Source organism: Hymenobacter sp. BT559 (genome assembly GCF_016427535.1).
In the GTDB taxonomy this organism is placed as follows: Bacteria; Bacteroidota; Bacteroidia; order Cytophagales; family Hymenobacteraceae; genus Hymenobacter.
Map to the genome: position 1 here is coordinate 53,782 of NZ_JAELXV010000010.1, position 26,323 is coordinate 80,104.

The 26,323-nt window shown below is 60.7% G+C and carries 25 protein-coding genes; 5 read left to right on the forward strand and 20 right to left on the reverse strand.

What is annotated here, in order from left to right; genetic code table 11:
- Positions 1-3: 3 nt before the first annotated feature.
- The 8 genes from copM to JAO77_RS22375 form a co-directional block, all read right to left on the reverse strand.
- A complete protein-coding gene (gene copM / locus JAO77_RS22340; protein WP_198992762.1) occupies positions 4-480 on the reverse strand; it encodes a CopM family metallochaperone in 477 nt (158 codons plus the stop codon).
- Positions 481-559: 79 nt separating this feature from the next.
- Entirely contained in the window at positions 560-1,012 is a 453-nt protein-coding gene (locus JAO77_RS22345; protein WP_198992763.1) for a cupin domain-containing protein, read from the reverse strand.
- Between the two features lie 131 nt (positions 1,013-1,143).
- Complete coding sequence (locus JAO77_RS22350; protein WP_198992764.1) at positions 1,144-2,115, reverse strand: alpha/beta hydrolase; 972 nt, start codon at positions 2,113-2,115, stop codon at positions 1,144-1,146.
- A 75-nt stretch (positions 2,116-2,190) separates the two neighbouring features.
- Positions 2,191-2,790 carry an NADPH-dependent F420 reductase gene (locus JAO77_RS22355; protein ID WP_198992765.1) on the reverse strand — a complete coding sequence of 200 codons (600 nt, stop codon included), beginning with the start codon at positions 2,788-2,790 and terminating at the stop codon, positions 2,191-2,193.
- A 49-nt stretch (positions 2,791-2,839) separates the two neighbouring features.
- Positions 2,840-3,157: a GNAT family N-acetyltransferase gene (locus JAO77_RS22360; protein ID WP_198992766.1), complete on the reverse strand. Its 318-nt coding sequence runs from the start codon at positions 3,155-3,157 to the stop codon at positions 2,840-2,842.
- Positions 3,154-4,071 (reverse strand): pirin family protein, encoded by a 918-nt coding sequence (locus JAO77_RS22365; RefSeq protein WP_198992767.1) that lies wholly within the window; start codon positions 4,069-4,071, stop codon positions 3,154-3,156. Before JAO77_RS22365 ends, JAO77_RS22360 begins: the two co-directional genes overlap by 4 nt.
- Positions 4,072-4,158: 87 nt before the next feature.
- Positions 4,159-4,770 carry a Crp/Fnr family transcriptional regulator gene (locus tag JAO77_RS22370; protein WP_198992768.1) on the reverse strand — a complete coding sequence of 204 codons (612 nt, stop codon included), beginning with the start codon at positions 4,768-4,770 and terminating at the stop codon, positions 4,159-4,161.
- A 56-nt stretch (positions 4,771-4,826) separates the two neighbouring features.
- The gene (locus tag JAO77_RS22375; RefSeq protein ID WP_198992769.1) at positions 4,827-5,435 is read right to left on the reverse strand and encodes a Crp/Fnr family transcriptional regulator; all 609 of its coding nucleotides are present in this window, start codon (positions 5,433-5,435) and stop codon (positions 4,827-4,829) included.
- A gap of 331 nt (positions 5,436-5,766) precedes the next feature.
- Between JAO77_RS22375 and JAO77_RS22380 the strand changes: the two genes are divergently transcribed.
- Positions 5,767-8,274 carry a sigma 54-interacting transcriptional regulator gene (locus tag JAO77_RS22380; protein WP_198992770.1) on the forward strand — a complete coding sequence of 836 codons (2,508 nt, stop codon included), beginning with the start codon at positions 5,767-5,769 and terminating at the stop codon, positions 8,272-8,274.
- Positions 8,275-8,281: 7 nt separating this feature from the next.
- Here the strand turns inward: JAO77_RS22380 and JAO77_RS22385 are convergent, their stop codons facing one another.
- From JAO77_RS22385 to JAO77_RS22430, 10 genes are all read right to left on the reverse strand, one after another.
- Positions 8,282-10,591, reverse strand: a complete 2,310-nt coding sequence (locus JAO77_RS22385) for a tetratricopeptide repeat-containing sensor histidine kinase (protein WP_198992771.1) — start codon at positions 10,589-10,591, stop codon at positions 8,282-8,284.
- Positions 10,592-10,701: 110 nt separating this feature from the next.
- Entirely contained in the window at positions 10,702-11,442 is a 741-nt protein-coding gene (locus JAO77_RS22390; protein WP_198992772.1) for an SDR family oxidoreductase, read from the reverse strand.
- A gap of 75 nt (positions 11,443-11,517) precedes the next feature.
- On the reverse strand, positions 11,518-12,216 hold the full coding sequence (locus JAO77_RS22395) for an NADPH-dependent F420 reductase (RefSeq protein ID WP_370550330.1): 699 nt from the start codon (positions 12,214-12,216) through the stop codon (positions 11,518-11,520).
- Positions 12,217-12,259: 43 nt separating this feature from the next.
- On the reverse strand, positions 12,260-12,835 hold the full coding sequence (locus JAO77_RS22400; protein WP_198992774.1) for a Crp/Fnr family transcriptional regulator: 576 nt from the start codon (positions 12,833-12,835) through the stop codon (positions 12,260-12,262).
- A 129-nt stretch (positions 12,836-12,964) separates the two neighbouring features.
- Positions 12,965-13,363: an SRPBCC family protein gene (locus tag JAO77_RS22405; RefSeq protein WP_198992775.1), complete on the reverse strand. Its 399-nt coding sequence runs from the start codon at positions 13,361-13,363 to the stop codon at positions 12,965-12,967.
- Positions 13,364-13,452: 89 nt separating this feature from the next.
- On the reverse strand, positions 13,453-14,613 hold the full coding sequence (locus tag JAO77_RS22410) for an MFS transporter (protein ID WP_198992776.1): 1,161 nt from the start codon (positions 14,611-14,613) through the stop codon (positions 13,453-13,455).
- A 10-nt stretch (positions 14,614-14,623) separates the two neighbouring features.
- The gene (locus JAO77_RS22415; protein ID WP_198992777.1) at positions 14,624-15,661 is read right to left on the reverse strand and encodes an LLM class flavin-dependent oxidoreductase; all 1,038 of its coding nucleotides are present in this window, start codon (positions 15,659-15,661) and stop codon (positions 14,624-14,626) included.
- Positions 15,662-16,187: 526 nt separating this feature from the next.
- Entirely contained in the window at positions 16,188-17,120 is a 933-nt protein-coding gene (locus JAO77_RS22420; protein ID WP_198992778.1) for an alpha/beta fold hydrolase, read from the reverse strand.
- A 466-nt stretch (positions 17,121-17,586) separates the two neighbouring features.
- A complete protein-coding gene (locus JAO77_RS22425) occupies positions 17,587-19,191 on the reverse strand; it encodes a hypothetical protein (RefSeq protein ID WP_198992779.1) in 1,605 nt (534 codons plus the stop codon).
- A gap of 426 nt (positions 19,192-19,617) precedes the next feature.
- On the reverse strand, positions 19,618-21,240 hold the full coding sequence (locus tag JAO77_RS22430; RefSeq protein WP_198992780.1) for a S41 family peptidase: 1,623 nt from the start codon (positions 21,238-21,240) through the stop codon (positions 19,618-19,620).
- 403 nt (positions 21,241-21,643) lie between these two features.
- Here JAO77_RS22430 and JAO77_RS24430 point away from each other — a divergent pair, with 403 nt between their 5' ends.
- On the forward strand, positions 21,644-21,775 hold the full coding sequence (locus JAO77_RS24430) for a hypothetical protein (RefSeq protein ID WP_286192490.1): 132 nt from the start codon (positions 21,644-21,646) through the stop codon (positions 21,773-21,775).
- Between the two features lie 80 nt (positions 21,776-21,855).
- Here JAO77_RS24430 and JAO77_RS22435 read toward each other — a convergent pair whose 3' ends face one another.
- Positions 21,856-22,260 (reverse strand): hypothetical protein, encoded by a 405-nt coding sequence (locus JAO77_RS22435; RefSeq protein WP_198992781.1) that lies wholly within the window; start codon positions 22,258-22,260, stop codon positions 21,856-21,858.
- Positions 22,261-22,440: 180 nt separating this feature from the next.
- Between JAO77_RS22435 and JAO77_RS22440 the strand changes: the two genes are divergently transcribed.
- The 3 genes from JAO77_RS22440 to JAO77_RS22450 all read left to right on the forward strand — a co-directional run bounded on the left by JAO77_RS22440 (position 22,441) and on the right by JAO77_RS22450 (position 25,612).
- Entirely contained in the window at positions 22,441-22,872 is a 432-nt protein-coding gene (locus tag JAO77_RS22440; RefSeq protein ID WP_198992782.1) for a hypothetical protein, read from the forward strand.
- Between the two features lie 246 nt (positions 22,873-23,118).
- Positions 23,119-25,164 (forward strand): sensor histidine kinase, encoded by a 2,046-nt coding sequence (locus JAO77_RS22445; protein ID WP_198992783.1) that lies wholly within the window; start codon positions 23,119-23,121, stop codon positions 25,162-25,164.
- 37 nt (positions 25,165-25,201) lie between these two features.
- Positions 25,202-25,612 carry a response regulator gene (locus JAO77_RS22450; RefSeq protein WP_198992784.1) on the forward strand — a complete coding sequence of 137 codons (411 nt, stop codon included), beginning with the start codon at positions 25,202-25,204 and terminating at the stop codon, positions 25,610-25,612.
- Positions 25,613-25,942: 330 nt separating this feature from the next.
- Here JAO77_RS22450 and JAO77_RS22455 read toward each other — a convergent pair whose 3' ends face one another.
- Entirely contained in the window at positions 25,943-26,296 is a 354-nt protein-coding gene (locus JAO77_RS22455; RefSeq protein ID WP_198992785.1) for a hypothetical protein, read from the reverse strand.
- Between the last annotated feature and the right edge of the window lie 27 nt (positions 26,297-26,323).

Here is a 26,323-nt window from a genome sequence, read left to right on the forward strand (position 1 = left end):
AACTTAGTGGTGAGGAGTCGGCGCGGCGCTGGTAGTGGCGGGCCGGTGCTTGCGCAGCCAAGCCTGCATCTGCTGAATCTCGACCTGTTGCTCGGCAATAATGCTCTGGGCCAGCCGGCGCAGTTCGGGGTCTTTGCCGTAGAGGAGTTGCAGGCGGGCCATGTCCACGGCGCCCTGGTGGTGAGGTGCCATCATGGCCGCGAAGCTGGCGTCGATATCAGTAGGCGACACGCCACCCATCTGGTGCATCCCGTTGTCCATCACGGTCATTGCCGAATCCATCTGCTGGTGAAAAGCCGCCGCAGGCGAGCCAGGGGGTAGGGCGGGCATCACCATGCCACTCATCGCGAGCATGGCCTGTGAAGAGTGGCTTTTTGCCGCCGGTATGCCGTGGTGCTCATGCGTTTGGGCTTGTGCTGCCGCCACTAGCGTAGCAGCCAGCAGCGCAAGCAGCGGTAGGTATGTTAGGGTGAGCTTCATATACAATGCGTTTAGACAGGGGTAGGCGATGAACCATGTGCTAGTTGCACCCCCCTAGGGGAGTTACCCGGTGGCTGGCCTACCGGTTGCGGACTGCTGGGGGTGGCCCAACTACTTCATCGCCCACCTCGGCCGAAGCCCGGGCAAATGCTTCCATGTCGGGCGGTGTGGTGGGGGGTAGGCCCGATGGGTCGGCCGCGGTGCCCGCCGCTTTGATGAGTTGGGCAAAGCCACTGGGCGAGGCGACTACTAGCCCCCGCGACTGCGCCGGGCCACTCACGACGGCATGGATAGTACCGCGCGGGATGAAGAAGTTTTCGCCCGGTTGCACGACTACTACGCCCGCTTCGGTGTGCACGCTAAACTCGCCTTCCAGCACAAACAAGTGCTCGGAATACATGGTGTGGCGGTGCATCGGCGTGGCTACCTCGGGCTGAAAAGTGCCCTCAATGAGGTCGTAGCGGCCTTCGGTCGTTTCGTGGTCGGCCAGAATGCGCGTGAGGGTGCCCAAAAGCCAGAAAGACTGGTTCATGAATTAGAACTGATAGGTTAGTAAAGAGAGCACCGCGAACGGGCGCCTTACCCCTGTATCAACAGCCCCTGCCTTCTACCCTAACTTGGGTAAAAAGCAGGGGCTGAAGGAGTCGAAAGCAAAGCGGGAGTCTAGCCGAGGTACTTCTTGAGTTCGGCCGCCGCGTGCACAAATAGCGACTTGACGGCCGGTACCTCAGCTAGGGCGTTGAGCAGGCCGAAGTCGTGAATCATGCCGTTGTAGCGGATGGTAGTGGCGGGCACGCCGGCTTCGCTGAGCTGGCGGCCGTAGGCTTCGCCCTCGTCGCGCAGAATGTCGTTTTCGGCTACCTGAATGAGAGCCGGGGGGAGACCGGCCAGTTGCTCGGAAGTCGCGTTGAGAGGCGACGCGTAGATTTCCTGGCGCTGCGCGGGGTCGGTGGTATAGGTGCTCCACATCCACTTCATGAGCGGTGCAGTGAGGAACCGGTCCTGGCCATACAACTCAAACGACTCGGTGCTAAAAGCCGCGCTGGTCACGGGCCACATCAGGATTTGCAGCTTGATGCGCGGCCCACCTTTCTCCTTGGCCATGAGGCAGGTTACGGCCGTCATATTGCCGCCCACGCTGTTGCCGACGATAGCTAGGCTCTGGCCGTCCACGTTGATTTCGGCACCATTTTCTGCTACCCACTTGGTGGCGGCGTAGATTTCGTTGATGGCTTGCGGGTACTGCGCATCGGGGCTAGGCGTGTAGTCCACGAATACGGCCACGTAGCCCGAAGCCACCACTAGGTCGCGTACCATGCGCTGGTGGGTGGGGAAGTCGCCGAGCACCCAGCCACCGCCATGAATGAAGATGAACACGGGCAACACCGTACCAGCGGTGCTGGAGGGGCGCACGATGTGCAGGGGTATCGTGTAGCCGTCCTGCTCGATGGTGCGTTGCGTGGTTTCCACGCCCGAGAGGTCCACCTTCACCGAAGCTTGCGCGCCAGCCAGCACCTGGCGGGCGTCGGGCACGGGCAGCGTTTCGAGGCCGGGGCCACCGGTATTCAGGGCTTTGAGAAACTCAGTGACTTGTGGGTCAATATGCTGGTCGGTGGCAAAAGGAGAGGCTTGCATAGGCTTGGCAAATTATGGATTGTGCGCTTAATGGCACATGGTGAAAAAGAAACAGCGTAGTAGAGTGGCCCGCCGTTACGCCGGAAACCGGGCCAGATTAGTGCCCGACAGCGGGCCGGGAAACTGCTGAAAGCGGCCGCCCGTGGCCAACCCGCCCAAGTCGATGCCGGCAAAGCCCATGGCGTCGAGCAAGTGCATGACTTCCGCTTTGGCCGAAGCGTCGTCGCCGGAAATGAAGATGACCCGCTTTCCTACTCCCTCGCTAGGGTCGAGGGCCAAAATGGCCGCTCCCATAGCGTTAAAGCCCTTTACGACGCGGGCGCCGGGGGCTTGCTCGGCCACGATTTCGGAGGACGTTTTTGGGCCTAGGTCCAGCGCTTTGAAGTCGGGGAAATGAATGGCGTTGGTCGTGTCTACGACCACCTGGTTTTGCCAGGCGGGCACGTGGGCCAGCACGTCGGCCACAGCATCCCACGGCACCGACAGCAGCACGAGGTCGGCCTGCACGGCTTCTTCGACCGTGCCAGCTCGCACGCCCGGCCCTAGGGTCGCTGCCAACTCGGTGAGGGCGGCCGGCCCCGATTTGCTACTGATGACAACTTCAAAGCCCGCTTTGGCCGCGTGGCGAACAAACGCCTGGGCAATGTTGCCCGCGCCGATAGTTCCTATTTTCATAGAGTTTGGGATGAGGTGAAATGTAAGTATTTGAAGAAAAGCGGAGTGCCTAGTGCGCGCCGGCGGGCCGGTAGCCGGGGGCGACCAGCCGGTACCAATCGGGGTGCTGATGGATGTAGCGCGCCACAAACGGGCACAGCGGAATGATAGTCAGGTGGCGCTTGTCGGCCTGGTGCAGCACCTTTTCCACGAGGGCGCTGCCTACCCCCTGGCCTTGCAGGGCGGGGGGGACTTCGGTGTGTATCAGGCTTAGGTACTGGAGATGCAACTGGTACTGTACCAAAGCAGTAGCGTCCGCCACTTCCAGCTCAAATTGCTGGTCGTAGGTGTTGTCTACCAGGGGTATGGCTTGATAGGCGGGGTTCATAGCAGGGTGATGCGGGTGGATAAGTCCTGCGGTGACGTGACGACTTCGTACTTGATTTGCCCGTACTCGCCAGCGAAAAAATCTTCGTAAGCCATCGCTATTTCCGCGTGGCTGTTCATCACGAAGGGCCCTTGGGCCACCATGGGCTCGGGTATCGGCTCGCCGCCGAATACCAGCACGCTGACCGGCTCGATACTAGGATTGGTGAAAATGATAGGGCCAACTTCCGCACCAAACAGCACCAACTCGCTTTGGCCATACGACTGGCCATTAAGCCGTACCGACTCGGCCGGGACAAAGGCGGCGTAGTCCAGGCCTATTTTGGTAGCTAGGGTAAACGTGGCCTTAGGGTTGAGTTGCAAGAGGTACAAGAACTGCGGGCTGCTGGTGGGCACCGGCGAGGTGGCATCGCCCAGCGCCCCGAGCAGCACCCGGAGGCTACCAGCTACCTCGGGTAGCAGCACTTCGGGCACCGCCGTCGAGTGCAGGGCCAGGTAGTCGGGGGCTTCTGCTTTGTGGCGGGCGGGCAGGTTTAGCCAGAACTGGAGCGCGTGCAGCACGCCGCCTTTAGCTTGAAAATCCAGGCTGGGGTTTTCGTCGTGTAGCACGCCCCGGCCGGCCTTCATCCACTGCGCGCCGCCGGCCACTACCACGCCGTGGTGGCCGGCGCTATCGTAGTGCTCCAGGGCGCCGCTCAGCACGTAGGTGAAAGTGGCAATGCCCCGGTGCGGGTGGGCCGTTTCGCCGGTGGGCGCCTTGGGCACCTGGGGCTCGAACCGGGTGGGGTACACGTGGTCAAGGAAAACGAATGGGCCTACGGCTGCCACCATGCGGCTGGGCAGCAGCCGGTTGACGAGTAGCTTGCCCACTTTAGCATTGGTGCCCCCAACCTGCGCAATGATGGATTTGGCCATGGCGTGCGTGCTAGTTTGCAGGGCCTATACTGGAGCGCTGCTGTTGCAAAGGTGGTCAGTTGGGTGAGGGCGTTTCGTTGACTTATATCAAGAAAGCACCTCGGCGAGTGGGGTTTTTACCGCCAGCTGCCGCATGCGAATGCGGCTCAGGGTTTCGGGCAAAATGCCGAGGTACGACGCAATCAGGTGTTGGCAAAAGCGGTGCTCGTAGTTAGGGTGCTGCGCCCGAAACGCGACGTAGCGCTCCTCGGCCGTTCTGGAGATGGTGGCCTCCAAGCGCTTCTGGGTGGCAATGCTTTGGCGCCGGTTTACGCCCCGCATCAGCTCGGCCCAGGCGGGCACGGTTCTGAGCAACTCTTGCATTTGGGCGTGCGTTATCAGCAGCAAGCTGCTATCTTCCACTGCCTCCAAGTAATAGCGCGATGGCGTGAGCAAAACCCAGCTTTCCCGGTCGCCTACCCAGCAGTTTTCGACCCCTAGGCTGAGCACGTGCTCGCTGCCTTTATCGCCCACGCTGTATAGGCGCAGCGCGCCCGTCAGCACAAAGACCAGGTGCTTGCAAATTTCACCCGCTCGCACCAAAAAGGCCTTTTTCTTCAGATTTTTGGGCATAAACGCGGCGCAGATACGCGCAAAATCTGCGTCGGAAACGGGGGTAGTACTACCAGCGTCGAGGTACGTGCGGAAGGAGGTATGCATCGGTATCACTATAAGGGTTAGAAGCAGACCTAGGCGCTTTGCAAGCGGCGTCCAGGTCAGAAATCGTCCCTTTCAGCCGTAGCCGGGGCGAGTGGTAGCTTGGCCCGAATGCGGCTCAGGGTTTCGGGTGAAATGCCGAGGTAAGAGGCAATCATGAGCTGCGAAAACCGTTGCACATAAGTAGGATGCTGGGCAATGAAGGCAGCGTAGCGCTCCTCGGCCGAGCACGAAATGGCATCGTGCAGGCGCTTTTGCGTCGCAATGGCATTGCGCTCGTCTTGGATGCGCACCAGCTCGGCTACCAGCGGCACGGTGCGCACGAGGTGCTGGGCTTGAGGGCAATTGACGAGCAGGAGCTGCGAGTCTTCCAGAGCCTCGATATAGTAGGGCGACGGGGTGAGCTGCGACCAGCTTTCCCGGTCGCCTATCCACATGTTTTCTACCCCCAGTACGTGAATGTGCTTGTTGCCGCGCGCATCTACTGAGTAGAGTCGTAACGCGCCCTGCACCACAAACGCCTGATATTGACACACTTCGCCTGCCCGCAACAGAAATTGCTTCTTCTGAAGTTTATAGGGTAACAGCTCGGCCGTAACCAGGTCAAAATCAGCATTGGAAATAGTGGAGCAGGTTTGCTGGTCGATGTAGTCGCGGAGAACCTGCATAACATGAGCGAAAAAGGCGGAGAATCTATAGTCACTTGGCAGGTTGCCAAATGGGTGCCAATAGCCCAATCTAAATTGGTTGTTATCCTAAAAACCCTTAAAAAACAGCTACTTAACAATGACAAAATGCAAGTTTTAAGTACGTGGAAAATTCTCCATCGTGTTGGATTATCCAATATATTGGAGATTTTTTTGGATAAATGTTCTATGAAATTCAGCTTCGCAGCCTACCTTACATCAGCTAGGTGTCCTAGCCAACAAGTCCGGCTACCACGCCTTCTAAACTTCCCGGTCGCTTAGGCAGCCACTTGCTACCCCTGCCCAATCGCACATGCCCGCACCCGCCGAACCTGCCGCCCTCGCTCTCATTGTAGAAGACGAGTTTCTGATTGCCAATGACCTAGGTGACATCCTGGAAGCGGCGGGCTACCAAGTGCTGGGATTGGCTGAATCGGGTGCGGAGGCGCGGGCGATGGTGGCCGAAACGCGGCCTAGCGTGGTCTTGCTCGATATCTTTTTGAAAGGCGAAGAGACGGGTATTGAGCTGGCGCACTGGCTGAATGAGCAGCACATTCCCTTCGTGTTTCTGTCGGCTAACCTCACCGACGACGTGCTGGCGGCGGCAAAAGTGACCGAGCCGTACGGCTTCCTCAACAAGCCCTTTCGCGAGCGCGACGTGCTCGCGGCTCTTGAAATAGCCCGCTACCGCCACGCCCACAGCCAGGAGGCCAAGCTGCGCCAGCAGCAGCAAACCCAGATAGCTGTGAACGAGGCCATTGCCACGCTGCACGACCGTGAGCAGCTGTGCCGCGCCATCGCCACGCAGGTAAATCAGTCCGTGCCCATCAACGTGCTCAATCTGTGCCTGAGCCAGCCCGAAGAGCAGATTTTTTACTGGATGCTGCTGCGCCGCACGCCCCAGGGTACGTTTGAGCGGGTGCGCTTACCGGAGCTACTGGGTCCCGATACGCCTTCGGAACGGCTAAGTATGCTCGCTCACCCCACGGCCGCCGAGCTAGGCGAGCGGCGGGGCATTTTTAGCGGACCGGATTTTGAGGCTTTGAGCCAAGAGTTCAGCATGGCCCGGGCGGTGGGCGAGACCTTCGGGGTGCAATCCATGGCGTTTTTCCCGGTGGTGTTGCAGCAGCGCACGTTTACCAGCCTGCAATTTGGTACCACGGCCGCCGCTGGGTTTTCGACCGATGACTACGCCGCCATCAGTCTCATCATTCCGCAGATTGCGCTGGCGCTGGATAACTTGCTGGCCTACGAAGAGTTGGAAAGCCGGCGGCTGATTAAGGCCACCGAGCTAACCGTGGCCAGCGCCTTCCGCAACGGCCGCAACATTGCCGAAATAGCGCCTCATGTCGCGGCGGCCATCAGCGAGTTGCTGCCCATCAACCTGCTCAGCTTCTACCGGGTAGGGCGCGTGTTGCGCCACCCCAGCGCGATGGATGCCACCGTCGGCAACCAAGACGGCCATTTTCAACTCCTGCCCTTGGAAGCCATGCCCTTGCCCGACAGTACAGAAGAGGCAGCCCGACTTTTAGACGGTATGGATGCCTGGCTGCGACAGCCGCTGCTCAACGTAGGGGAGGCCGCCGCGCAAGCTCGCGACCTAAACCCCGTGACCCGCTACTACGGCAACCTGCTCCAGCTTAAGTCTTCTATGTCGGTGCCCATCCGGCTCAAAGACCAGCCCGCCATCCTGCTCATCGTGGCCAGTAAGGCGGCCTACGCGTTTACAACGAAAGACCTGCAACTCCTGCAAGAGTTGGCTGAGCAGCTCGCCGTGGCCCTAGACAATCTACTGGCCTACGAGCGCATCCGGCTGCTGAGCGAGCAGCTGGAGCAGGAAAATACCTACCTCAGCGAGGAACTGAAAACCAGCCACAACTTCGAAGAAATCATTGGCACGAGCCCCGCGCTGCTGGCCGTGCTGCGGGGGGTAGGGCAGGTGGCACCCACCGATGCCACCGTGCTGCTGCTGGGCGAAACTGGCACTGGCAAAGAGCTCATTGCCCGCGCCGTGCACGACCGTTCGCCGCGCAGCGCCCGCACGATGGTGAAGGTAAATTGCGCCGCTTTACCCCCGCAACTCATGGAATCGGAGCTATTTGGCCACGAAAAAGGCAGCTACACCGGCGCCACCGAGCGGCGCATCGGCAAGTTTGAGCTAGCGCACGGCAGTACCCTTTTTCTGGACGAAATCGGCGAGCTGCCCTTAGAGCTGCAAGCCAAACTGCTGCGAGCTCTCCAGGAAAAAGAGATTGAGCGCCTAGGTGGTAAAGGACCGCTCCGGGTAGATGTGCGCATTATCGCGGCTACCAACCGCGAGCTGGCCACAGAAGTGGCTACTGGCCGCTTCCGCGCTGACCTCTACTACCGGCTCAACGTGTTTCCGCTGGAGTTGCCGCCGCTCCGCACCCGCCCCGACGACCTGCTGCCCCTCGCCACCTATTTTCTGCGTAAGCTCAGCCAGAAGCTCGGCAAGCCCTTTACGAGCATTGCCAACGCTTCCCTACAGCAAATTCAGCACTACGCCTGGCCGGGCAACATCCGGGAACTGGAAAACGTGTTGGAGCGGGCCGCCATTCTGTCCGCCCCCCCGACGCTTGTACTCGCCGCGCCTCTGGTGTCCAGCGTCCCGCCCCGCCAGCAGGTGAAGCCCATGCAAGACACCATGCGCGAGACTATTATGGCCGCCCTCACCCAAACCAACTACCGTATCCGCGGGTCGCGCGGGGCCGCCGTGCTGCTAGGCGTGAAGGCCACTACACTGGAAGCCCGCATGAAAAAGCTCGGTATTCCCTCGCGCAAGGAAAGCCGCACCGATTAGCAATGACCTAGGCCACAGCTTCGGCATAAACAGGCTTTTTGCTCGTGTCAAATTGCAGGCTGAGGCACACACCGTCGGCCGTGCTCATGGTCAGTTGACCGTCAATCTGGCGGCTCAAACCCTTAATAATGACCATACCCAAGCTGCGGCTACGCTTCAAGTCAAAGCCCGGTGGCAAACCCACCCCATCGTCGGAGATGGTGAGCTGGTAGTGCTGCGGCGCCAGGCAAGCCAGGCCGACTGTGAGCGTGCCGCGTCGCGGCGGTGGAAAGGCATGCTTAAGTGCATTGGTCACGGCCTCGTTGATAATGAGCCCTAGGGGCGTTGCCACCGTGGTTTCCAGCTCAATAGGGGCCAGCTCTAGCTTCGTTTGTACTGACTGCTGGCGGTCAAAAGACTGTACTAGGTATGTCACGATTTCGCGACTGTACTCAGCCATGTTCACGCGGCCAATGTTGTCGGTTTGATAAAGCTTTTGGTGAAGCAGGGCCATCACCTGCACCCGGTTCTGGCTCTCGCGGATGGCGGCCATCGCCTGCGGGTCGAGCAAGTGGCGCGACTGAGTTGCCAGCAAGCTGCTCACCACTTGCAGGTTGTTCTTCACCCGGTGGTGGATTTCCTTGAGCATCCAATCCTTTTCTACCAGCAACTCCTGCCGCTCTCCTAGCAGTTGGTCCTTCTCCCTCAGCACCTGTTCCAGTTCCTCATTCTTGCGACTGGTTTGCGCCTGCTGAGCTTCCAGCGCATGTTGCTTTTGCTCCAGCAAGTGGGCGCTGCGCTGCTTGAGGCGGTAGCGGTTGTAGCCTAGCCCCAACACCAAAACCAGTAGGGCCGCCCCCCCCAGCATGGCGTTGCGCTGCAACTCGCGCTGCCCAATGGTTAGCTGCTGCACTTGGTTTTGCTTGGTCAGCAAGGCAATGCTCTGCTCACGCTTTTCAGTGTCGAATTGCACCTGCAAGGCGGCCATTTGCTTGCTGTTCTTCTCACTGAAAATGCTGTCGTTGATGGCTTTGTAGCGCTTGTAGTACGCAATGGCAGAAGGCAAATTTCCTTGGGCTGAATCGACTTTATACAGGAGTAAGCAAGCGTGCGCCAAGCTGTTGCGGGTAAGCACTACCTGGCCCGCCGCTAATGATTTGGTAAGGTAAGAGCGCGCTTTGGCGTACTGCTTGGTAGCCAAGTAGCAAGCCCCCAAGGTTAGGTAGGCCCCGTGCAGCACCCGGGTGTTATCAACAACATTCTTGCTCTTGAGGTAGGATTCTATTTGCTGGCAATGGGCAGTAGCCAAGTCATACTGTTTGGTACGCAGGTAGCAACTCACCAGCCCTTGGGCTACCGCTAAGCGAGCGTAATCATCCTGGGGTGGATATGCCTTGCTCTTGGCAAGAATCAGCGCCAGCGCCGCTTGAGGCTGGTTTTTGGCCAGCAAGATTCGGGCAATAGTAGAGGTCAGCCCCAGCGCCGTTTGGCTGTAGTGGTTGGCTTCCGCGCTACGCAACGCCAGCCGATAGTACTGAAGTATCTTTTCTCGCTCGTCGAACTGCTGGTATACAGCGCCCACCCGCATATAATAGGTGCACAGCAGCAGGGTGTCTTGGCTGCGCTTGGCACTCGCTACGGCCGCCAGCGCGTATTGGAGCGCGTCTTTGTAATTGCCCAGGGCATCGTTGGTGGCGGCTAGTAGGTCGAGAGAAGAATGCTGCTTACGGTAGCCGGCCGCTTTATAGAGGGCCAGGCTGCGCAGCAGTTCTTCTCGCGCCCGTGCGGGCTTACCCTGCATCAAGTAGGCATCCGCTAGTTCTCGCAGCACCCGGGCCTCCTGCACCTGGTCACGCACAGCCCCAAACAGCCGGATAGCCTGCTCGAAATATCGAATCCGCTGCGGGTGGAGCGCCATCGACTTCTCATAGGTTTCGCTGAGTAGGTACCAGCCAATGGCTTCCCGGCGCTGGTCGTGCTGCTGCTGGCTGCGCGCCAAGGCCCGTAATACAGCTTCCCGTCCTCCCGGGTCCTTGCGTAGCAGATACCCTAGCGCGTAGTCACTATCTATTTGGCCCCCAGCGTAGTGCAAAGTATTGCTCAGGGCCTGCGCCTGGCGAATGCACACCGCGATGGTGTCCGGCTTCTGCATGTAGTAGTAGCGCGACGACAAATCATTGCTAAGCTGTAGCAGTAGCTTTACTCGGTTGGTATCGGGCGCGCTTCGCCCTATCTGGCGGCGCAGGCCATCAACTTCGGTCTTGCTCAGGATAGGGTAGTAAGGCTCCGCCTGGCTGGTAAGGGCAACCAAAAACAAGAGGGCCAACAAGTATTTCACAGCGTGCTAATAAGGATATGCCGACAGGACAACTAAAGCAGGCGCGTTCAGTGGTCCGCGCCAAACGCGAGCTACTGAACGCGCCTACTTGCAGGCTCAAGATAAGCTAATTAGGTGTTCATGCCGCCATCAATGGTGAGGATGGCGCCCGTCATAAACCGGCTTTCTGGGCCCGCTACCCACGCCACCAGCGAGGCGATATCGGCCCCCTGACCGAATTCGGGAATGGCCATTTGGTTGCGTATCCAGTCGCTAAACGGGCCATCAGCGGGGTTCATGTCCGTGTCGATGGGGCCAGGCTGAATCAGGTTCACCGTGATGCGGCGCGGCCCTAGGTCGCGGGCCAAGCCCTTGGTAAAGCCCAGCAAAGCAGCCTTGCTGGTGGCGTAAAGCGTGGTGTTGGCGGCGGGTACGCGCTCGGCAAAGTTGCTGCCAATGGTGATGATGCGCCCGCCGGCGGCCATGTGCGGCAGCACTGCCTGCGTCGCCACGAAAGGAGCCTCCACGTGCACCGCCATTATCTGCCGAAATTCGGCCAGCGTATGGTCTTCCACGGCCTTGTTGTTGGCGATGCCTGCACTATTTACCAATATATCCAGGTGCCCAAAAGCGGCCGCTGCCTGCTCAATGGCGGCTGTGAGGGCGGCGGCATCGGCGCTATCGGCCTGAATGGCGAGCACGCGCCCGCCCTGCTGGGTTAGCTCGTCGACCAGCGCTTCTGCCTTGAGGGCCGAGCTGACGTAAGTGAAGGCCACGGCGGCCCCATCTTGTACTAAGCGTTTGACGATGGCCGCGCCGATGCCCCGGCTGCCGCCGGTAACGAAGGCTGTTTTGGTGGGTGAGGGTGTCATAAAAAGGGTATTAAAAGGCTGTTTAGTTAAGAAGCGGCTAGTTGCAGCGACTGTTTTTAGCTGTCATATAAGCCGTTAGGCCACTTTTAGTAAGTTTAGCGTAGGTAGGGGACCGCCCGGAAACTGCTGGAGCTTGCCGCCTTCGTGCAAGAGCCCTAGGTCGACGCCGGCGAAGCCCATTTGCTGTAGCATGCCGGCAACCTTGGCCTTGGCGGCGTGGTCGTTGCCCGAATAGAAAATGACGCGCTGGCCGCCGTTCTCCCGCGGGTTGGCCGCCAGCACGGCGGGGGTCAAGGTATTGAAAGCTTTCACTACCTGGGCGCCCGGTACCAAGCTGGCCACTACCTCGCTCGATGTCCGCCCACCCAGTTCAGCCAGCCGGAAACCGGGCAGTAGAATGGGATTAGTGGGGTCGATGACCAAGCGACCTTGCCAAGAGGCGACGCTGGCCGTGACGGGAGCTACCTGCTCCCAAGGCAGGGCCAAAAAGACGACCTCAGCCTGGGCAGTTTCGGTTACGGTGCCGGTGCTGGCGCGCCCGCCCAGCTGGGCCAAAAGTGGGGCCAGGGAGGCCGGCCCACGCCGATTGCTCAGGATGACTTCGTAGCCGGCGCGTACGGCTTGCGTGGCGAAGGCGCGGCCAATAGCGCCGGCGCCGATGATTCCAATTTTCATGTGTTTTTCGTTGATAATCAGATACCTTACTGATGATGCAAAGATAGAATTGCCCCTAGCGGGCCTTTCTTGACATTTGCGGGAAAAACACCTTGACATAAGTCAAGCTTATTAGCCAAGCGGAGTCGGCAGCCAAGGCTACCTATTTGGTATTCAGTCCTCTAATGCGGCTAAGAGTTTCGGCCGAGAGCCCTAGGTAAGAAGCAATCATACGCAGCGGTACGCGCAGGGCGAGCTGGGGATAGGTCTGCACAAACTCCCGGTACTTGGTTTCCGCGTCGGCGCTGATGGCCGTTTGCACCCGGCGCTGGCTGGCCAGGTAGGTGCGGCCCAGCAGCCCATCAATAAACGCGTGAAAGGCGGGCACCTCGCGGGCAAATTGGTCGAAGTCGACTTTAGGAAACAGCAGCACGTCGGTGTCCTCCAGCGCGTCGATGTATTGGCGCGAAGGCTGGCCGGTTACCAGGCTTTCCCGGTCACCGGCCCACCAGTTTTCGATAGAGAATTTGAGCATGTGCTCCACGCCTTTGGCATCAATGGTATACTGCCGCAAGCAGCCCCGGCACACAAAGGCGTAGGATTGCCACACCTGGCCCGCGTGCAGCAGAAACTGCCGCTTGCGCAGGTGCTGGGCGCTACTCAGCGCTTGCAGGCGCGTCCACTCTTCGGCGGTCAGCTGCACCTGGGGGCGCAGGTACTCTTCAAATACATTTACCATGTCTCAAGCTACTACAACCCGTAAAATACGAGCCCTACCCCCTGCTGGCCCCAGCAAACCAAGGATTTTTGCCGGGGTCGTTTCTGCTAAAAACCACAAACAACTGGGCCGTTAGCAGCGATTTTAAGCCTAGCGGCTCTCCAGCACCTCTTTGAGCTTGCTCATTTCCTGCTCAATCAACTCGACGGCTTTGTAAAACGGCTCGTCGGGCATCACGGCCGGCTTGGTGAAGGTCATTAGGAAGTGCGCCCCCTCGCTGCCCGCTACCACTCGGCACGGCACCAGCCAGTTGCCTTCCACGGGGTCGTTAAACTCCTGGTCTAGAATGCCCAATTCCTTGTTCGACAACATTTTTACGTGCTGCGTGCCCCTAGGGCCTTCCATGAGCCAGTACCCGTTTTCGCCGGGCGTGGCGCTGAATACATTATGAATAGCCCACTGCGGCCAGTTGGCCAAGTCGTTGAGGAAATCCCACACCCGCTCGGGGCTGGCCTTAATGTTTATGGTTTTGGTGACGGTACTGGCCATACAAAGAGAGAATGCGGCCTGCTTTCAGCAGCAGGCACAGTGGAGAATGGGAGAAAATCTAAGTATTTTGCTAGAAAATCAATTGGCTGTCAGGCTATAGCCACGGTTGCTCGGCGCGTTGTCAACCAGCTTTGCAACGCTACTACCCCCAGCGCAGCCAAGCCAAAAGCCGCCCCGGCCCACGGCAAGTAGCGCAAGCTATAGTGGAGCAAGAGCCAGCCGCCCACTGTAGTACCCACCGTGACGCCCAGATTGGTAAACGAGCCCGCTAGGCCGTTGGCAAACTCTACAGCCTCTGGGGCCGCTGCACTGATGAGCGACGAACTCAGTAAAAAGCAGGGCGCGTACAGCAGCCCCCACACCGCCACGGCCAGCGTAACCGGCACCGGCAGCGTGCCGGCCGCCGCCAGCGCCCCGGCCACCACCAGCGGCCCCAGTACCAGCACCACTGTGGCCCCGCGCCGGTTGCGGCTCAGGAGCTTGCCGGCCAGCCAGTTGCCCACTAGGCCTGCCGCGCCAAAGAGCAGCAGCAGCGAGCTGATAGCCGCCGCACTCATGCCCTTGGCCTTGCCCAGGTAGTCGGCAAAGTAGCTGTAGGTGCAAAACCAGCCCGCCACCAGCAGAAAGGCCACCGCCGCGCCGACCAAAAAAGCGGGCTTGACCAAAATATGCAGCTGCTCGCCATAGCTGGCCCGGCCCTGGGCTGGCAGCGCTGGCACGCCCCAATACACCACCGCCAGCGCCCCGGCACTCACCACCGCCTGCACTACGAAAGCCGCCTGCCAGCCCCAGGCACTGGCCGCATAAGTGGCTAGCGGAATGGTCGTGACCGTCGCGATACCAATACCACTGAGCACGATGGCCATCAGGCGCGGCCCTTCTTCGGGCTCGCTCCCGCCCACCACCAGCCCTAGGGCGGTGGCATAGAGCACTGGCTGCAAGAAGGCTGGCAGCACGCGCACCAGCAACAGCAGCCAAAAAGGCGGCGCCAGGGCCGAAACGACATTAGACAGCAGGAAAGGGGCCAAGCTCAGCAGCAATACGGCTTTGCGATTGAAACCACTGGCCAGCAAGGTTGTAAATGGCCCTGCCACGGCAATAACCAGCGCAAACGCGCTCAGCAGCCACCCCGCCTTTGCCATGCTGAGATGGTAGTAGCTAGCGAGCTGGGGTAAGATACCAATTACGCCAAACTCGGTGGTGAGCAGGCCGATAATGCCCGCACAGCAGCAATATGCTATTTTCTTCATGGCCAATTAGCTAGCTCTCAAGCTCCGGCCGAAGTAGCGGGGCCACCCGCGTGCCCAGCAGCTCTATGGCCTGCAAGAGTTTAGCGTGGGGTAGCGTCGCCACATCCAATTGGAAGGTCACCCGCGAAATGCCGCCCAGGGCCTCGCCGTGGCGCAGGATTTTGGCGGCCACTTCCTCCGGATTGCCCACCAATAGCGACCCTAGGGGACCGACCTGCGCATTGAACTGGCCCCGGGTAATGGGGGAGCCGCCGCGCTCTTTAGCCCGGTTGGTGAAGGTGCGGGCGTAGCCCGGGTAAAAGTTCTCTACGGCCTCTGTGGTAGTATCGGCCACGTAGCCCAGCGAGTGCAAGCCCACTTGCAGCTGTTCGGGTGCGTGTCCGGCCCGCTGGCCAGCTTCCCGGTAGAGGTCTACCAGCGGCCGGAAGCGATGGGTGTCGCCGCCAATTACGGCCACCATGAGTGGCAAACCCAGCGTGCCGGCCCGCACGAACGACTGCGGCGTGCCGCCTACCCCCAGCCAAATGGGTAACTGTGGCTGCATCGGGCGAGGGTAAATGCCCTGCCCGGTCAAGCGAGCCCGGAATTTGCCTTTCCAATGCAGCTGTTCTTCGCTGCGAATGGCCAGTAGCAGGTCAAGCTTTTCCTTGAACAGCGCGTCATAATCATCCAGGTTGAACCCGAACAACGGAAACGCCTCAATAGAGGAGCCGCGCCCCACCACCATTTCGGCCCGGCCCTGCGAAATCAAGTCCAGCGTGGCAAATTCCTGAAATACGCGTACCGGGTCGGCGGCGCTCAGCACCGTCACGGCACTAGTCAGGCGGATGCGCTGGGTGCGCGCCGCCGCGGCCGCCAGAATAACGGCGGGCGCCGAATCTAGAAACTCAGCCTTATGGTGCTCGCCAATTCCAAACACATCCAGCCCTACCTGGTCGGCCAGGGCAATGCGGTCCAGCAGCTGGCCCATGGCCTCGGCCCCACTCGGCGTGCGGCCAGTCCCGTTGTCGAGGAGCGCCGCCGCGAAGCTATCAATTCCAATTTGCATAACACCTTGCGCTAGCATGAAGTGCTCACCGTAGCTACTGATGAGCACAAATTGCCTCCCGTATTGGGGCAGCCACGCAAAGGTGTGCCTAGGCAGCAAGCAGTTTCCTTGACTTTAATCAAGAAATGCTTTGAACTGATGGGTCGGCTGGTCTTGGCCTAAGACCAATAGATAGTCGGTATGCTGAACTAGTGGTTTAGCTGTGGTGATATAGCATAAACAGGACATAGAAGGTGATGCTACTCACTGTTTTCACCAGACTGCCTTGTACTTTTTTATCATATAGTAGGAACGCGCACTAAAACAGGGACAAAACTATTTTTCAACTTAGTACCGATAAGTAAGCGTTATCTGTCCTTATCATTGGTCATAGGTAGCGACGCGGTTTACTTATTGCTACCTATTTGTCCCGAGTGAAACCAGCTACTTCAGCGATAGCTCGATAAAATCTGCCACTCGGAACCTCGCTTAAGATGTCAGGCTCCAGTATAGACTAGCCTTCTTTTAAGAGAAGCTGACAGCTGTCCTACTGCCGCCCTTTTCGACGCGACGAGAGCAGCCAGAGGCCACCCGCCACTAGTGCCAGGGCGGCCCCCACGACGGCCGCTTTGGGCCAAGCGGGCGCGGCCTTGGCTGGTCTCGCCTGGGCAATGGACGAATCGGTAAAGGGCTGGCGACTGGTCACGGCCAGAATCAGGCGGGCGGCTTCGGCGGGCTGGTCCCACTGCGGGAAGTGACCACAGTGCGCAAACCAGTACAGGCGCGCATCGGGAAATTTCGCCAAGGCCAGTTTCGACTGGCTCGGCCAACACACCCGGTCCTGCCGGCCCCAGCCGATGACCAGGGGCCCGGGGATGCTGCCCTGGGGCGCAGGCTGCTGCACGGGGCCGTGCGCCAGCTGGTCGAGCAATTCGTCGAAGGCGGGCGAGTGGGCGAACGTATACATCTCGTCAATGGCCTGCTGCGCGTCCACGGCCCAGGGCCGGGCCGAAAATTGGGGCAGCAGCAGCGTGCGCCCCACCGCCGAGCCGGCCAGGGCGGGCATCACCGGCTGCAGGGCTTTGACGAGCTTGACCGACACATCCACCGAGTGGTAGAAAAAGGGAATCTGCCAGCCCTGCCAGAAGCCGCCCGGGTCCAGGGAGACTACCGCGCCGAGCACCCCGCCGCGCCGGGCCAGCTCCAGCACCAGGCGCGCGCCCATGGAGCTGCCCACGGCATCAATCCCCAGCAGCTCGTGCTGGGTGAGAAAGCCCGTCACCGCGTCGGCTAAGGTAGCAATCGAGTTTTCGCCGGTCAGCTTAGGCGTTTCGCCATGGCCGGGCAAGTCCACGGCAATGACGTCGCGCTCGGCGGCCAGGGCGTCGATAATGGTGTTCCAGGACCGCCAGCTGCCGCCGATGCCGTGAATCAGTAACAGGGGGCGGCCGGTGCCACGGCGAACGAAGTGCAGGTCCATAAAACAGTAGAAGGGGGAAGTAATCAAGGAAGTAGCCGCCGGGCGGTACCTACCGACTCGCCGAAACGGCGGGCCCCGTTTCCCCTCCAACGCAGAACGGCCCCGCAAGGACGAAAGCAGTAGAAATTACTGCCTTTCCAGGACCAGCCGCCGACCCGTCGCGTTCGCGGCCCTTCCCCTACTCAGCAGGTGGTCTGAAAAGGCCGGACAGGGGAAGTGTGCCCATCACATGCAGGTGATTCGCGAGAATGATTGGCGCCGCAGCCAAGCAAGTACCATTTCCAGCAGCCCTCCACGCGCTGGACTAGCCTTCTTTAACGGGAAGCTTAGTTACCCACTTTCCCTTTTGCATACCCGCGCAAAACCGAAAAAGCCCTCCCGACCATAGGGGCTGGGAGGGCTTTGAAATCGGGTTAAAACTAACTGGTAGGCTATTCTTGGCAGCGAGCGCTACTTGCCAGCCACTTTACTTGCTAGCCGTATCCAAGCTTTTCAGATACGCTACCAACTCGCCACGTTGCGTGGGCGTGACCACGTAGAAGGGATGGGGCGACGTCTTGCCGCGCTTAGGGTCGAGCAGCTCGTCGAGGCTATGGACTGAGTCGTCGTGCAAGAACACGGGCTTGCGCGCTAGGTCGAGCAGCAGGGGGAGGGCGTTGCCGCGGATGCCGCCACCGGGGCTGGCATCGACTACTATCATCTTATCGTCGAAGGTGCCGGGGGCGTTCTGGATGGGTGTGAGTGGGGGCTTGCGCTGGGCCAATACTTTGGGCGCATAGCCCGGCCAGATAACGTTCATCGGCACGAGCTTACTCTGCACGGCGATGCCTTGGTTGGTGTTGTGGCAGTCCGTGCACTTCGCCGAAATGAACAGCGCGCGACCCTGGGCGACCAAGGCCGGGCTGGTCACCACTCCCTTAGGCGCTTGCAGGCTGTTGACGTAAGCTTGCAGGTCGCGCAGCTTTTGCTCGTCTACGCGCTTACCCGTGGGGGTCGGCGGGTCGCCAGCTTTGCCCTGCAAATGGGCCGTCACGTAGGGGTAGCCCGTGACACCCGTGGCGGCCAGCACGCGCTGGTAGCCGGCCAGCATCGAGTCGCCGGCCGTGGCCCCGAGGCCGTGGATAAACTGCCGGCCGCCGGGCGAAAGCAGGTTGCTCTGGTCAAACAGCGCGGTGTAAACGGTGTTGTTAAAGTCGTTTAAATCGCTGTTCTGACCCGATGAGCCGTAGGGCGCCGCCAAATCTTGCCGAAAAAAGGGCGTGATGTGTACCGGGTTGCCGTTACCGTCGGGCGAGTCATCGAACATGCCCACCGGGTAGTACTTGGGGTTGCTGAAATAGGCGTCAAACTCGGCTTCCGTCGAGTTGGGCGTTAGGCCCTTGGGCGCGCGGCCGATGGTGCTGCCATCGGGCCCGACCAACTGGGCAGTGGTGAAAAAGGCCCGGGTGTTGCCGCAGGTAGCCAGTAATTTGCCGACATTGAGCGAGTGCTGAGTAGGCCCGTCGATGCGCTTGCCGATAGTGCCTTTGCCCGTGAGTTCATATACCGACTTGTCGGTGACGGCGTGGCACAGGGCGCAGGTCACGCCCACTTTGCCGCCCTTGGGCACCATGCCGATGACGGCGTTGGCCTTCACCAGCTGGTCCAGGATGCCAGGGTCGTTGAGGTGAGGTGCTTTGGCCGGCGAGTGGTCTGTCTTGACCTCGCTGGCGAGGGTAGCTTTTAAGCTGGCCGGAATGGCGTCGGCGTCGAAGTTCACGCCAGCTTGCAGCGCTTGCAGCACGGTCAGCTTGGCCGCCTTCATCCCCTGGGGCATGCGGGCCGCGTCGGTCCAGAAGCCTTCGTCGCCGAAGGTTTCGTAGCGGTACACGTCGCGGCCCGCCTCGATGCTGCCCGCGTGCAGGGCGGTGCTGGTAGCGCCGCTTTGGGTGGTATCACCCACGGCCTCGTGGGCGGTGGGCGCTTCGGTGGTGGTGGCGGTCGAGCCACTGCTGTTGCAGGCCACGGCCGCTACGACGGCTAAGCCCGACGCAAGTAGCGCGGGTACCCGAAAGGGTTGAAGAGTAAACATCAGGTAGTAGTGGGAGTAGGTTAGTGAACACAGCCCCTAAACCTGAGGAAAAATGGAAACTGCTTGGTCTAGCTTACGGGAGGATGGGAGGGCGGGTTTGCGGCTCGGTGTCCTAACACGACTGAAAATCACTGTGTTTTGCCAGCCCAGCTGGTCCTAGGGGGCTGGTGGCCGAGAACGGCGAACAGGCTCTGCGAGACCTGACTAGCCGCCCCGATAGCCTTGATTCGCCCCCGTTCGATGAGCACCGTCTGCCGGCGTAACACGGTGTTTTGGTTCAGGGGAACCACGTTTACCGCGGTGATGACCAAGGGAGCCACCGCCTGGGACCAACCCCGTTCACTACGGCTAAGCAGCCCGCTGGTCAACAGGGCAAGGAATAAAATTCGCCTATAGAAAGCTTCTGTACTTGGGGCATTCCGTCAGCTATTTTGCTACGGGCAGTGCCTGGGTAATGAGTTCGACGGCACGGTCGCGCAACTCGTCGTGGCCCGCCCGGAGGCCCGCGCTAGTTGGGCGCACCCGGATATCTGGGCGCAGGCCGACGCGCTCGGTCGCCCGACCATCGGGATAGTAGACCCCCAGGCCGCTAAAGCCCGTAGCGAGCCCACCGGGCAGGCTAATGCGTGACACCTTGCCATCCGCCCCGGCCGTGGGACTACCAAGTAGGAGGCAGTGAGGGGTAGCCCGCAGCGCCATCGCCGTGTATTCCGCCTGGCTCAGGCTGCCCTCGTTGACCAGCACCACCAGGCGACCGCCATAGGGCGTACCCGCCTGGGGCAACAGGGTGTCAGCGGGTGTGGCTAGAAAGCGACCGGGATACTGGGGGTCGAACTGCGTATAGGTGGCAAATAGCGTTGGCTGCTGCAAGAAGTAGCCCGGCAGTTGGCGCGTGACAAACTCGCCTGGATAGCCCCGCAAGTCGATAACAATGCCTTTTGTCTGTGCAAAGGCTTGCACGATGCGCGGCAGCTTCGCTTTCTGCACGCGGGCCAGGTCCACGTAGCCCACTTGGGGCGTGAGAAACCGATACATACTATCGGCGGCTGGGGGGCGCACTGGGGGGACGGTGCCCAGCTTGAAGCGCGGACAGTCTAACCGTAAGGATTTTCCCGCCCGCTCCACTTGTACGCTGACCTGCGATGTATGCCCGTAAAACAGATTTTGAGCAATGGTGCGCAGCTGCGCCGCCCGGTTGGAGCCTGGTGTTTCTGGCAGGCGCTGCCGCACTAGTTCCGCGACCGATGTACCGTCGATGTGGGTGAGCACGTCGCCCGGCTCTAGGGGGGGCGCAGGGGTGAGGCCATCGCGGCGCACGCGAATGACCACTGCTTGGTCGTCGAGGAACTGTAAGGCCGCCGCTAGGTAGTAGTCGCCGTCTTCTGCTTCCAGCAATGGGTCGCGCAAGGTTGCGTGCCCGTCCTGTAGGCGAGTGCAAAGCGCCAGTACGGCGTGGCGATAGGCTAACGGAGTAGCTGCCGCCGCGAAGCGGGGCAGCAACTGCGGTAGCGTACTGGCCCACGCTGGCGCGATTCCTATCCGGTAAGGGTAGAAATAGTGGACCATATTCCAGTAGCGACAGATGGCCAGTAGCCGTAACCCCGGCGGGGGACAGGCCGGCGCTGCGTAGGCTTCCTCATGGGCAAAGACCGGGTTGCCCGCCTCGGCCGCGCTTACGTAGTAAGGCGTACCCTGGTAGCGGTTGGCCACGATAAAGGCCAGCTGTTGGCGCAACGCCGCGCTAAAACGGTGGTGGTCCTGGCTCCAGCGCAGGTCGGGGGCCAAGCCCACGGGCACGGGCGGAGGAGCAGCGCAAGCCGGGCAGACCGGTACCGGCCCTAAGCTGCTGACCCAAGCACTCAACATGCGGCTGCGCTCAGCGGTGGCGCGGCAGGCCAGCATCGCAGGTAGCTGACCTAGAAACTCGGCATCCCAGTCGTGCTGGCCCGCCGCCACGGCCGGATGAAAGTACTTGAGTAGGCCCCAGACCTGACCTAGGGCGGCCACGTTATCGGCCTGTTGGGGCGTCAAGGCCGCTACCACGGGCATAGACGCAGCCAGCGCGGTTGCTGCGGACGGGGCTGCCGATGGGGTGGGGGCCGATTGGGCAGAGGTAAGAAAGGCGGCCTAGCTAAGTCCGAGGGTCAGCAGGCAAGAAATAAAACAACGCATCATACAAAACAAAGGAGAACCGGTAAGGAAACAAGCCCTTTGCAAGAAAACAGGTTGTCGTGGGCTCACTACCTCATTGGAGTGCTATTTTAGCGACACTATCAGTAGGAGTTTATCGCTGTTACGATTCCAAGAGTGAGTTTATAACAGGCATTATGTTATTGACCAAAAGAGGGAATAACTATTGGCACACACCAAACAAATTTCGTCCTTTTGTTCAATTGTCGAACAGCGGGCAAACGTGGGTTGATGCCTCGCGGCTGCCTAGCTGTTATAGGTGATGGGGTTAGCTCTACAGGAGTCACCCACTACGCCGACGGCCCTGAGCTACCAGCAGTCGCGGGAGGAGGCCGGTCTGGTGACGCAGCTGCTGGGGCGGCAGGTCAACGCCGCCTTAGCGGCGCTTGCGTAGCCTGCGGGCGGCGCTGGCAGCGAGCAGGCTAGCCTAGGCGGCTCGATTGCCGGTACCTCCCGCGTTCCCCGTCCCGGGCGCTAGAGCGGGGCAGTGGCCCAGGCGCGGGCCTCGGCAATCGTGGCGAAAAAGTGGTTGGTTAGCTGGGTGTGCGGAATCACCGTGTCCACCAGCGCCGTCACCCCCATGCGGTTCATGGCGTCCAGCGACTCGACGGCGGCGAAGCGCCGGCCGCCCAGCTCACTCAGGCCCTTTAACACCAAGTCGCCGCTCCACTGCAAGTCGGCCTGGCGCAGGGCGCGCAGCTGCCGGTTATCCGCAATCAGGGCCTTGGCCTGGTGCTGGCGCGCCAGGCGCATGAGTTCAACCAGCGATGCCCGAAAGTCTGCGCTCGGCACGAAGTCCAGCCACTGCAATTCCAGGGTCTGGTGGGTGGTGCGGTGTAGGAGGATGTTGAGGTAGGCGTTACTAAACAGAATTTCCATAAGAACTGGTGGGGCAAGGGCGGCAAGTTACGGCGGCTACTTCCGCTGGTCGAACGGACGAAACGGCCTAGTTTTGCCCGCCCAACTTTCGGGGCGCTGCGGAACGGCTGCTGTCCTGCGGGCAATGGCCGTTCCCCAAGCGCTACCGTATACCGCCCCACATTTTTTTGGCTGGCTGCCATGCGTGAACAGATTATCTTAACTACGGCCTACGGAGTGGCCTTTGCGGATGACACCGTGCCCTGCGTGGTGACCCAGTGGCACGGCTTCGCCAACAAGACCGAGTTTGTCGCCCTGCAAGGCGCGGCCCTGACGTATTTCGAGCAGCATTCTACCCCCGCCAAGCCCTGGGGCTGGGTGGGCGACGTGCGGCAGATGGGCGCCATTCCGGAGGAAGCGCAGCGCTGGCTGCAAGACGAGTTTAACCCGCGTGCGCTGGCAGCAGGCCTGCGCGTGGTGAGCGTCGTGGTAGCCGAGACCATCTTCGGCAAGATTGCCACCCAGCGCTATGTCCAGCAGACGCAAACGCGGGCGGCTACGCTGGGCGTCGCCTACTACGCCTCCCTGGAAGAAGCCAAGGCCGGCGCTCAGCAAGAGCTGCAAGCTCGGTAGCTCGCTACGGCCCGCTTGGGAGCGGCGTTCCCTGTAGCAGCGGCCGGAGTGAACAAATTAAGTCAGCATCCAGACTTAAGGCACGTGTTCCCTCAGCCTCTGCCAACTGCTCGCGTCTACCCCTGCTGCGTGCCCGACGCCGCCCTACCGGGTTGTCTAAACCGTACGAGGAGCGGGGCTAGCTAAGCGGGGACCACTAGTCGAACCCTACCTGCTACCTTCGTAGCTTATCGCTCCCCGGCTTGTATGGCAGATGCTACTTTTTCGCTGCCAGCAGGCTTGCCAGCAGACCCCGCTCTCTTCTCCACGCTGCTGGATTTGCTGCCGATGGGGGTCATCTACTACACCCCCGTAGTCGATGCCATGGGCACGCTCACCGACCTGGCGCTGGCCTACCTCAACCCGGCCGCCCAGCGCCTGGCCCGGCTGCCCGCCCAGCCGGGTACCACCTACCGCCAGCAATTCCCCTCCACCGACGCCAACGGCGTCTGGGAGTTTCACCGCCGCAGCTGGCTGGCCCGGGAGCCGGCGCAGTTTCAATTTTACTACGACGTCGATGGCTTCGACAGCTATTTTCGCGTCACGGCCCAGCGCCTAGGCGAAGGACTCCTGGTGGTCTTTGCCGACACCTGCGACGAGGGCCGCAGCCAGGTAGAGGAAACCTTACTCGCTAGCCAGGCCCGCGAGCAAGCGGCCCGGGCGGCGGCCGAAGCCCAGCAGGCGGAATTGCGCGCCGTGCTGGAGCAAGCGCCCGTGGCCATTTCCCTGCTACAAGGCCCGGCGCACGTCATCGAGTTTGCCAATACCCGCATGGCGCAGCTCTGGGGCCGTCCCCTAGCCCAGGTAGTCGGCCAGCCGCACTTTGCGGCGTTGCCCGAGCTGGGCGGCCAGGGGTTCGAAGCCGTGCTCGACACCGTATTTCGCACGGGCGAGCCGCACTACTTGCTGGAGCAGGTCGTCACGCTTCCCCGCGCCGGGCAGCCCTGCCAGGGGTATTTTAACATTGTCTATCAGCCGAGCTATAACGGCCAGGGGCAGCGCACGGGCGTTATCACCTCGGCCATTGAAGTTACCGAGCAGGTAGTGGCCCGCCGCCAGGTCGAGCAGCTGAACCAGGAGTTGGAAAGGCGGGTGGCAGAGCGAACCCAGGCGTTAGCGGACCAGCAGCTGCTGTTGAGTCAAATCATCGGGCAGGTGCCCGCCGCCATTGCCACGCTCAGCGGCCCGGCGCACCGCTTTTCGTTTTTCAATGACGATTACCAAACCATTGTACACCAACGGGCGCACCTGGGGCAACCGGTGAGCGAGGCCATCCCGGAGGCGGGCGAGCAGGGCTTTATCGACCTGCTCGACCGGGTGTACGCCACGGGGCAGCCGTACGTGAGTCGGGCGGTCCCGGTGCAGCTGCTGGCGGGGCCGTCCGGGGAGATGGTCCAGCATTACGTCGATTTAAGCTACCAGGCCCTGCGCAATGAGCGAAAGCAGGTGACGGGCATTCTCGCCTTCATCGTGGATGTGACGCAGGGAGTGCTCGCCCAGCAGCAGGTGCAGCACCTGAACCAGGCGCTGACAGCCACCAACAAGGAGTTGCTCGGCTTGAACACCCAGCTCACGCGCACCAACGTGGACTTGGATAATTTCATTTACACGGCTTCGCACGACCTCAAAGCCCCGATTACCAACATCGAGGGCCTGCTGCTGGCCCTGGAGCACGAGCTGCCCGAGGCCGGCCGCACCGGCGACGTGCCCCTGATGCTGACCCTGATGCAGGACGCTATCGAGCGCTTCCGCCGCACCATCGCCCACCTCACCGACCTGAGCCGCCTGCAAAAAGAGCACACGCCCGCCAACGAGGCCGTGCCGCTGGCAGGCGTGGTGGAGGACGTGCGCCTCGACCTGACCCCGCTGCTGGTCCAGGGCCAGTTGACGGTGAGCATCCCGGCGGGCTTGACCATCACGTTTGCCGAGAAGAACCTACGCTCGGTGGTGTACAACCTGCTCAGCAACGCCTTCAAGTACCGCCACCCCGACCGCGCGCCCCAGGTGCAGCTGCGCAGCTGGCAGGCCGACGACTACGCCGTGCTGGAAGTGCAGGACAACGGCCTGGGGCTGGATTTGGCGCAGGGCCAGCAGCGGCTGTTTGCCATGTTCCAGCGCTTGCATACGCACGTCGAAGGCACGGGCGTGGGCCTCTACATGGTCAAGCGCATTGTCGAAAACGCGGGGGGCCGCATCGAGGTGACCAGTGAACTGGGGCAAGGCTCCACATTTCGGGTTTATTTTCAACAGTAACCCAGTCAGTCCGCCCCCGCGCCGTATAGGGCTACCGATGAGCAAAATTCCCGCGGTGCTATTGGTGGATGACGACCCTACCACGAACTTCCTTAATAAAAAGCTGCTGTTGCGCCTCGGCGTGACCGACAACGTCCGCGTGGCCCTCAATGGGCAGGAGGCCTTGCATGAAATGCAGGCGCACTGCCAGCAGCAGCCGGCGGATTGCCCGGTACTAATTTTTCTGGACATCAACATGCCCGTGATGAACGGTATTCAGTTTCTGGAGGCCTACCAGCAGTTGCCCGTCGAGCAGCAGCAGGCCGTGGTCGTCGTGATGCTCACCACCTCCGTCAGTTCCCGCGACCAGCAGCTGATCCAGGACATGCCCATCGCCGACTATCTCGACAAGCCCCTGACGCAGCAGCAAGTGGAGCGCGTGCTGGCGCAACACTTTGCCGGGCAGTAGGAGTGGAAGTACAGAGGCAGGCGCAAGATTAAAAAGGCTGGTCCACCCAGGAGTTTAAAGTTGCTCAAGGGGTAGGTTCCGAAAGGTGCGCCATTCTGATACCCCCTCCCCTACCCCAATAAAGTAGACGAAAAGCCGCTTTTCAGCGGGTCAAGAAGTGGGTTCCGAAAGTTTTTGGCTTCTGCGTTTGTGAGCCATACTTTTTGAGTCGCAGTTTTGCATGCGCTCAACTAACCATAAATTGACATGATAAGGGGGTAGCGCGGATAGAAAAACATCTATTATTCACTTTTTATCCCCCTCCCTTACCCGGCAACTCAGCTCTGACACCTACTTGCCAGCTGACTTGCCGAGGAGCGCCTTCAGCTTTTTGGCCGCGACCTTCGGGGGCAGTTCCCGACCGGCCTCGGGCTTATCGACCAGATAGGCCTCCAGCGCCTCCGATAGCAGTTCATTCAAGTCCAGTCCCGCCCAGTACTCGTACTGCCGCACCCGGCGGTACAAGTCCGGGTTAAGCTGGCTGGTAAACACTGCCCGGGCGGCCGGGGCCGGCCCGTGGGGCTCCATCGGTTGCTCCACCTTGGGCACTGCTCCCGTGCTGGCCAGACCTGAAGCCAGCTGGTCGCCCACCATCGGTGCGGGGGCCGGCCGGGGAGCCGATACTGCCTCCGGCCCGTAAATCAATTCGTCCGGACTTGTTTGCGGCCGTGC

Coding starts and splice junctions, on each gene's coding strand:
- JAO77_RS22425 (WP_198992779.1), bottom strand. CDS start 19,191: ATGTTTACTCTTCAACCCTTTCGGGTACCCGCGCTACTTGCGTCGGGC.
- copM (WP_198992762.1), bottom strand. CDS start 480: ATGAAGCTCACCCTAACATACCTACCGCTGCTTGCGCTGCTGGCTGCT.
- JAO77_RS22435 (WP_198992781.1), bottom strand. CDS start 22,260: ATGGAAATTCTGTTTAGTAACGCCTACCTCAACATCCTCCTACACCGC.
- JAO77_RS22355 (WP_198992765.1), bottom strand. CDS start 2,790: ATGAAAATAGGAACTATCGGCGCGGGCAACATTGCCCAGGCGTTTGTT.
- JAO77_RS22375 (WP_198992769.1), bottom strand. CDS start 5,435: ATGCAGGTTCTCCGCGACTACATCGACCAGCAAACCTGCTCCACTATT.
- JAO77_RS24430 (WP_286192490.1), top strand. CDS start 21,644: ATGGGGTTAGCTCTACAGGAGTCACCCACTACGCCGACGGCCCTGAGC.
- JAO77_RS22450 (WP_198992784.1), top strand. CDS start 25,202: ATGAGCAAAATTCCCGCGGTGCTATTGGTGGATGACGACCCTACCACG.
- JAO77_RS22350 (WP_198992764.1), bottom strand. CDS start 2,115: ATGCAAGCCTCTCCTTTTGCCACCGACCAGCATATTGACCCACAAGTC.
- JAO77_RS22345 (WP_198992763.1), bottom strand. CDS start 1,012: ATGAACCAGTCTTTCTGGCTTTTGGGCACCCTCACGCGCATTCTGGCC.
- JAO77_RS22420 (WP_198992778.1), bottom strand. CDS start 17,120: ATGGACCTGCACTTCGTTCGCCGTGGCACCGGCCGCCCCCTGTTACTG.
- JAO77_RS22380 (WP_198992770.1), top strand. CDS start 5,767: ATGCCCGCACCCGCCGAACCTGCCGCCCTCGCTCTCATTGTAGAAGAC.
- JAO77_RS22370 (WP_198992768.1), bottom strand. CDS start 4,770: ATGCATACCTCCTTCCGCACGTACCTCGACGCTGGTAGTACTACCCCC.
- JAO77_RS22405 (WP_198992775.1), bottom strand. CDS start 13,363: ATGGCCAGTACCGTCACCAAAACCATAAACATTAAGGCCAGCCCCGAG.
- JAO77_RS22440 (WP_198992782.1), top strand. CDS start 22,441: ATGCGTGAACAGATTATCTTAACTACGGCCTACGGAGTGGCCTTTGCG.
- JAO77_RS22415 (WP_198992777.1), bottom strand. CDS start 15,661: ATGCAAATTGGAATTGATAGCTTCGCGGCGGCGCTCCTCGACAACGGG.
- JAO77_RS22390 (WP_198992772.1), bottom strand. CDS start 11,442: ATGACACCCTCACCCACCAAAACAGCCTTCGTTACCGGCGGCAGCCGG.
- JAO77_RS22445 (WP_198992783.1), top strand. CDS start 23,119: ATGGCAGATGCTACTTTTTCGCTGCCAGCAGGCTTGCCAGCAGACCCC.
- JAO77_RS22360 (WP_198992766.1), bottom strand. CDS start 3,157: ATGAACCCCGCCTATCAAGCCATACCCCTGGTAGACAACACCTACGAC.
- JAO77_RS22395 (WP_370550330.1), bottom strand. CDS start 12,216: ATGTCAAGGTGTTTTTCCCGCAAATGTCAAGAAAGGCCCGCTAGGGGC.
- JAO77_RS22400 (WP_198992774.1), bottom strand. CDS start 12,835: ATGGTAAATGTATTTGAAGAGTACCTGCGCCCCCAGGTGCAGCTGACC.
- JAO77_RS22410 (WP_198992776.1), bottom strand. CDS start 14,613: ATGAAGAAAATAGCATATTGCTGCTGTGCGGGCATTATCGGCCTGCTC.
- JAO77_RS22430 (WP_198992780.1), bottom strand. CDS start 21,240: ATGCCCGTGGTAGCGGCCTTGACGCCCCAACAGGCCGATAACGTGGCC.
- JAO77_RS22365 (WP_198992767.1), bottom strand. CDS start 4,071: ATGGCCAAATCCATCATTGCGCAGGTTGGGGGCACCAATGCTAAAGTG.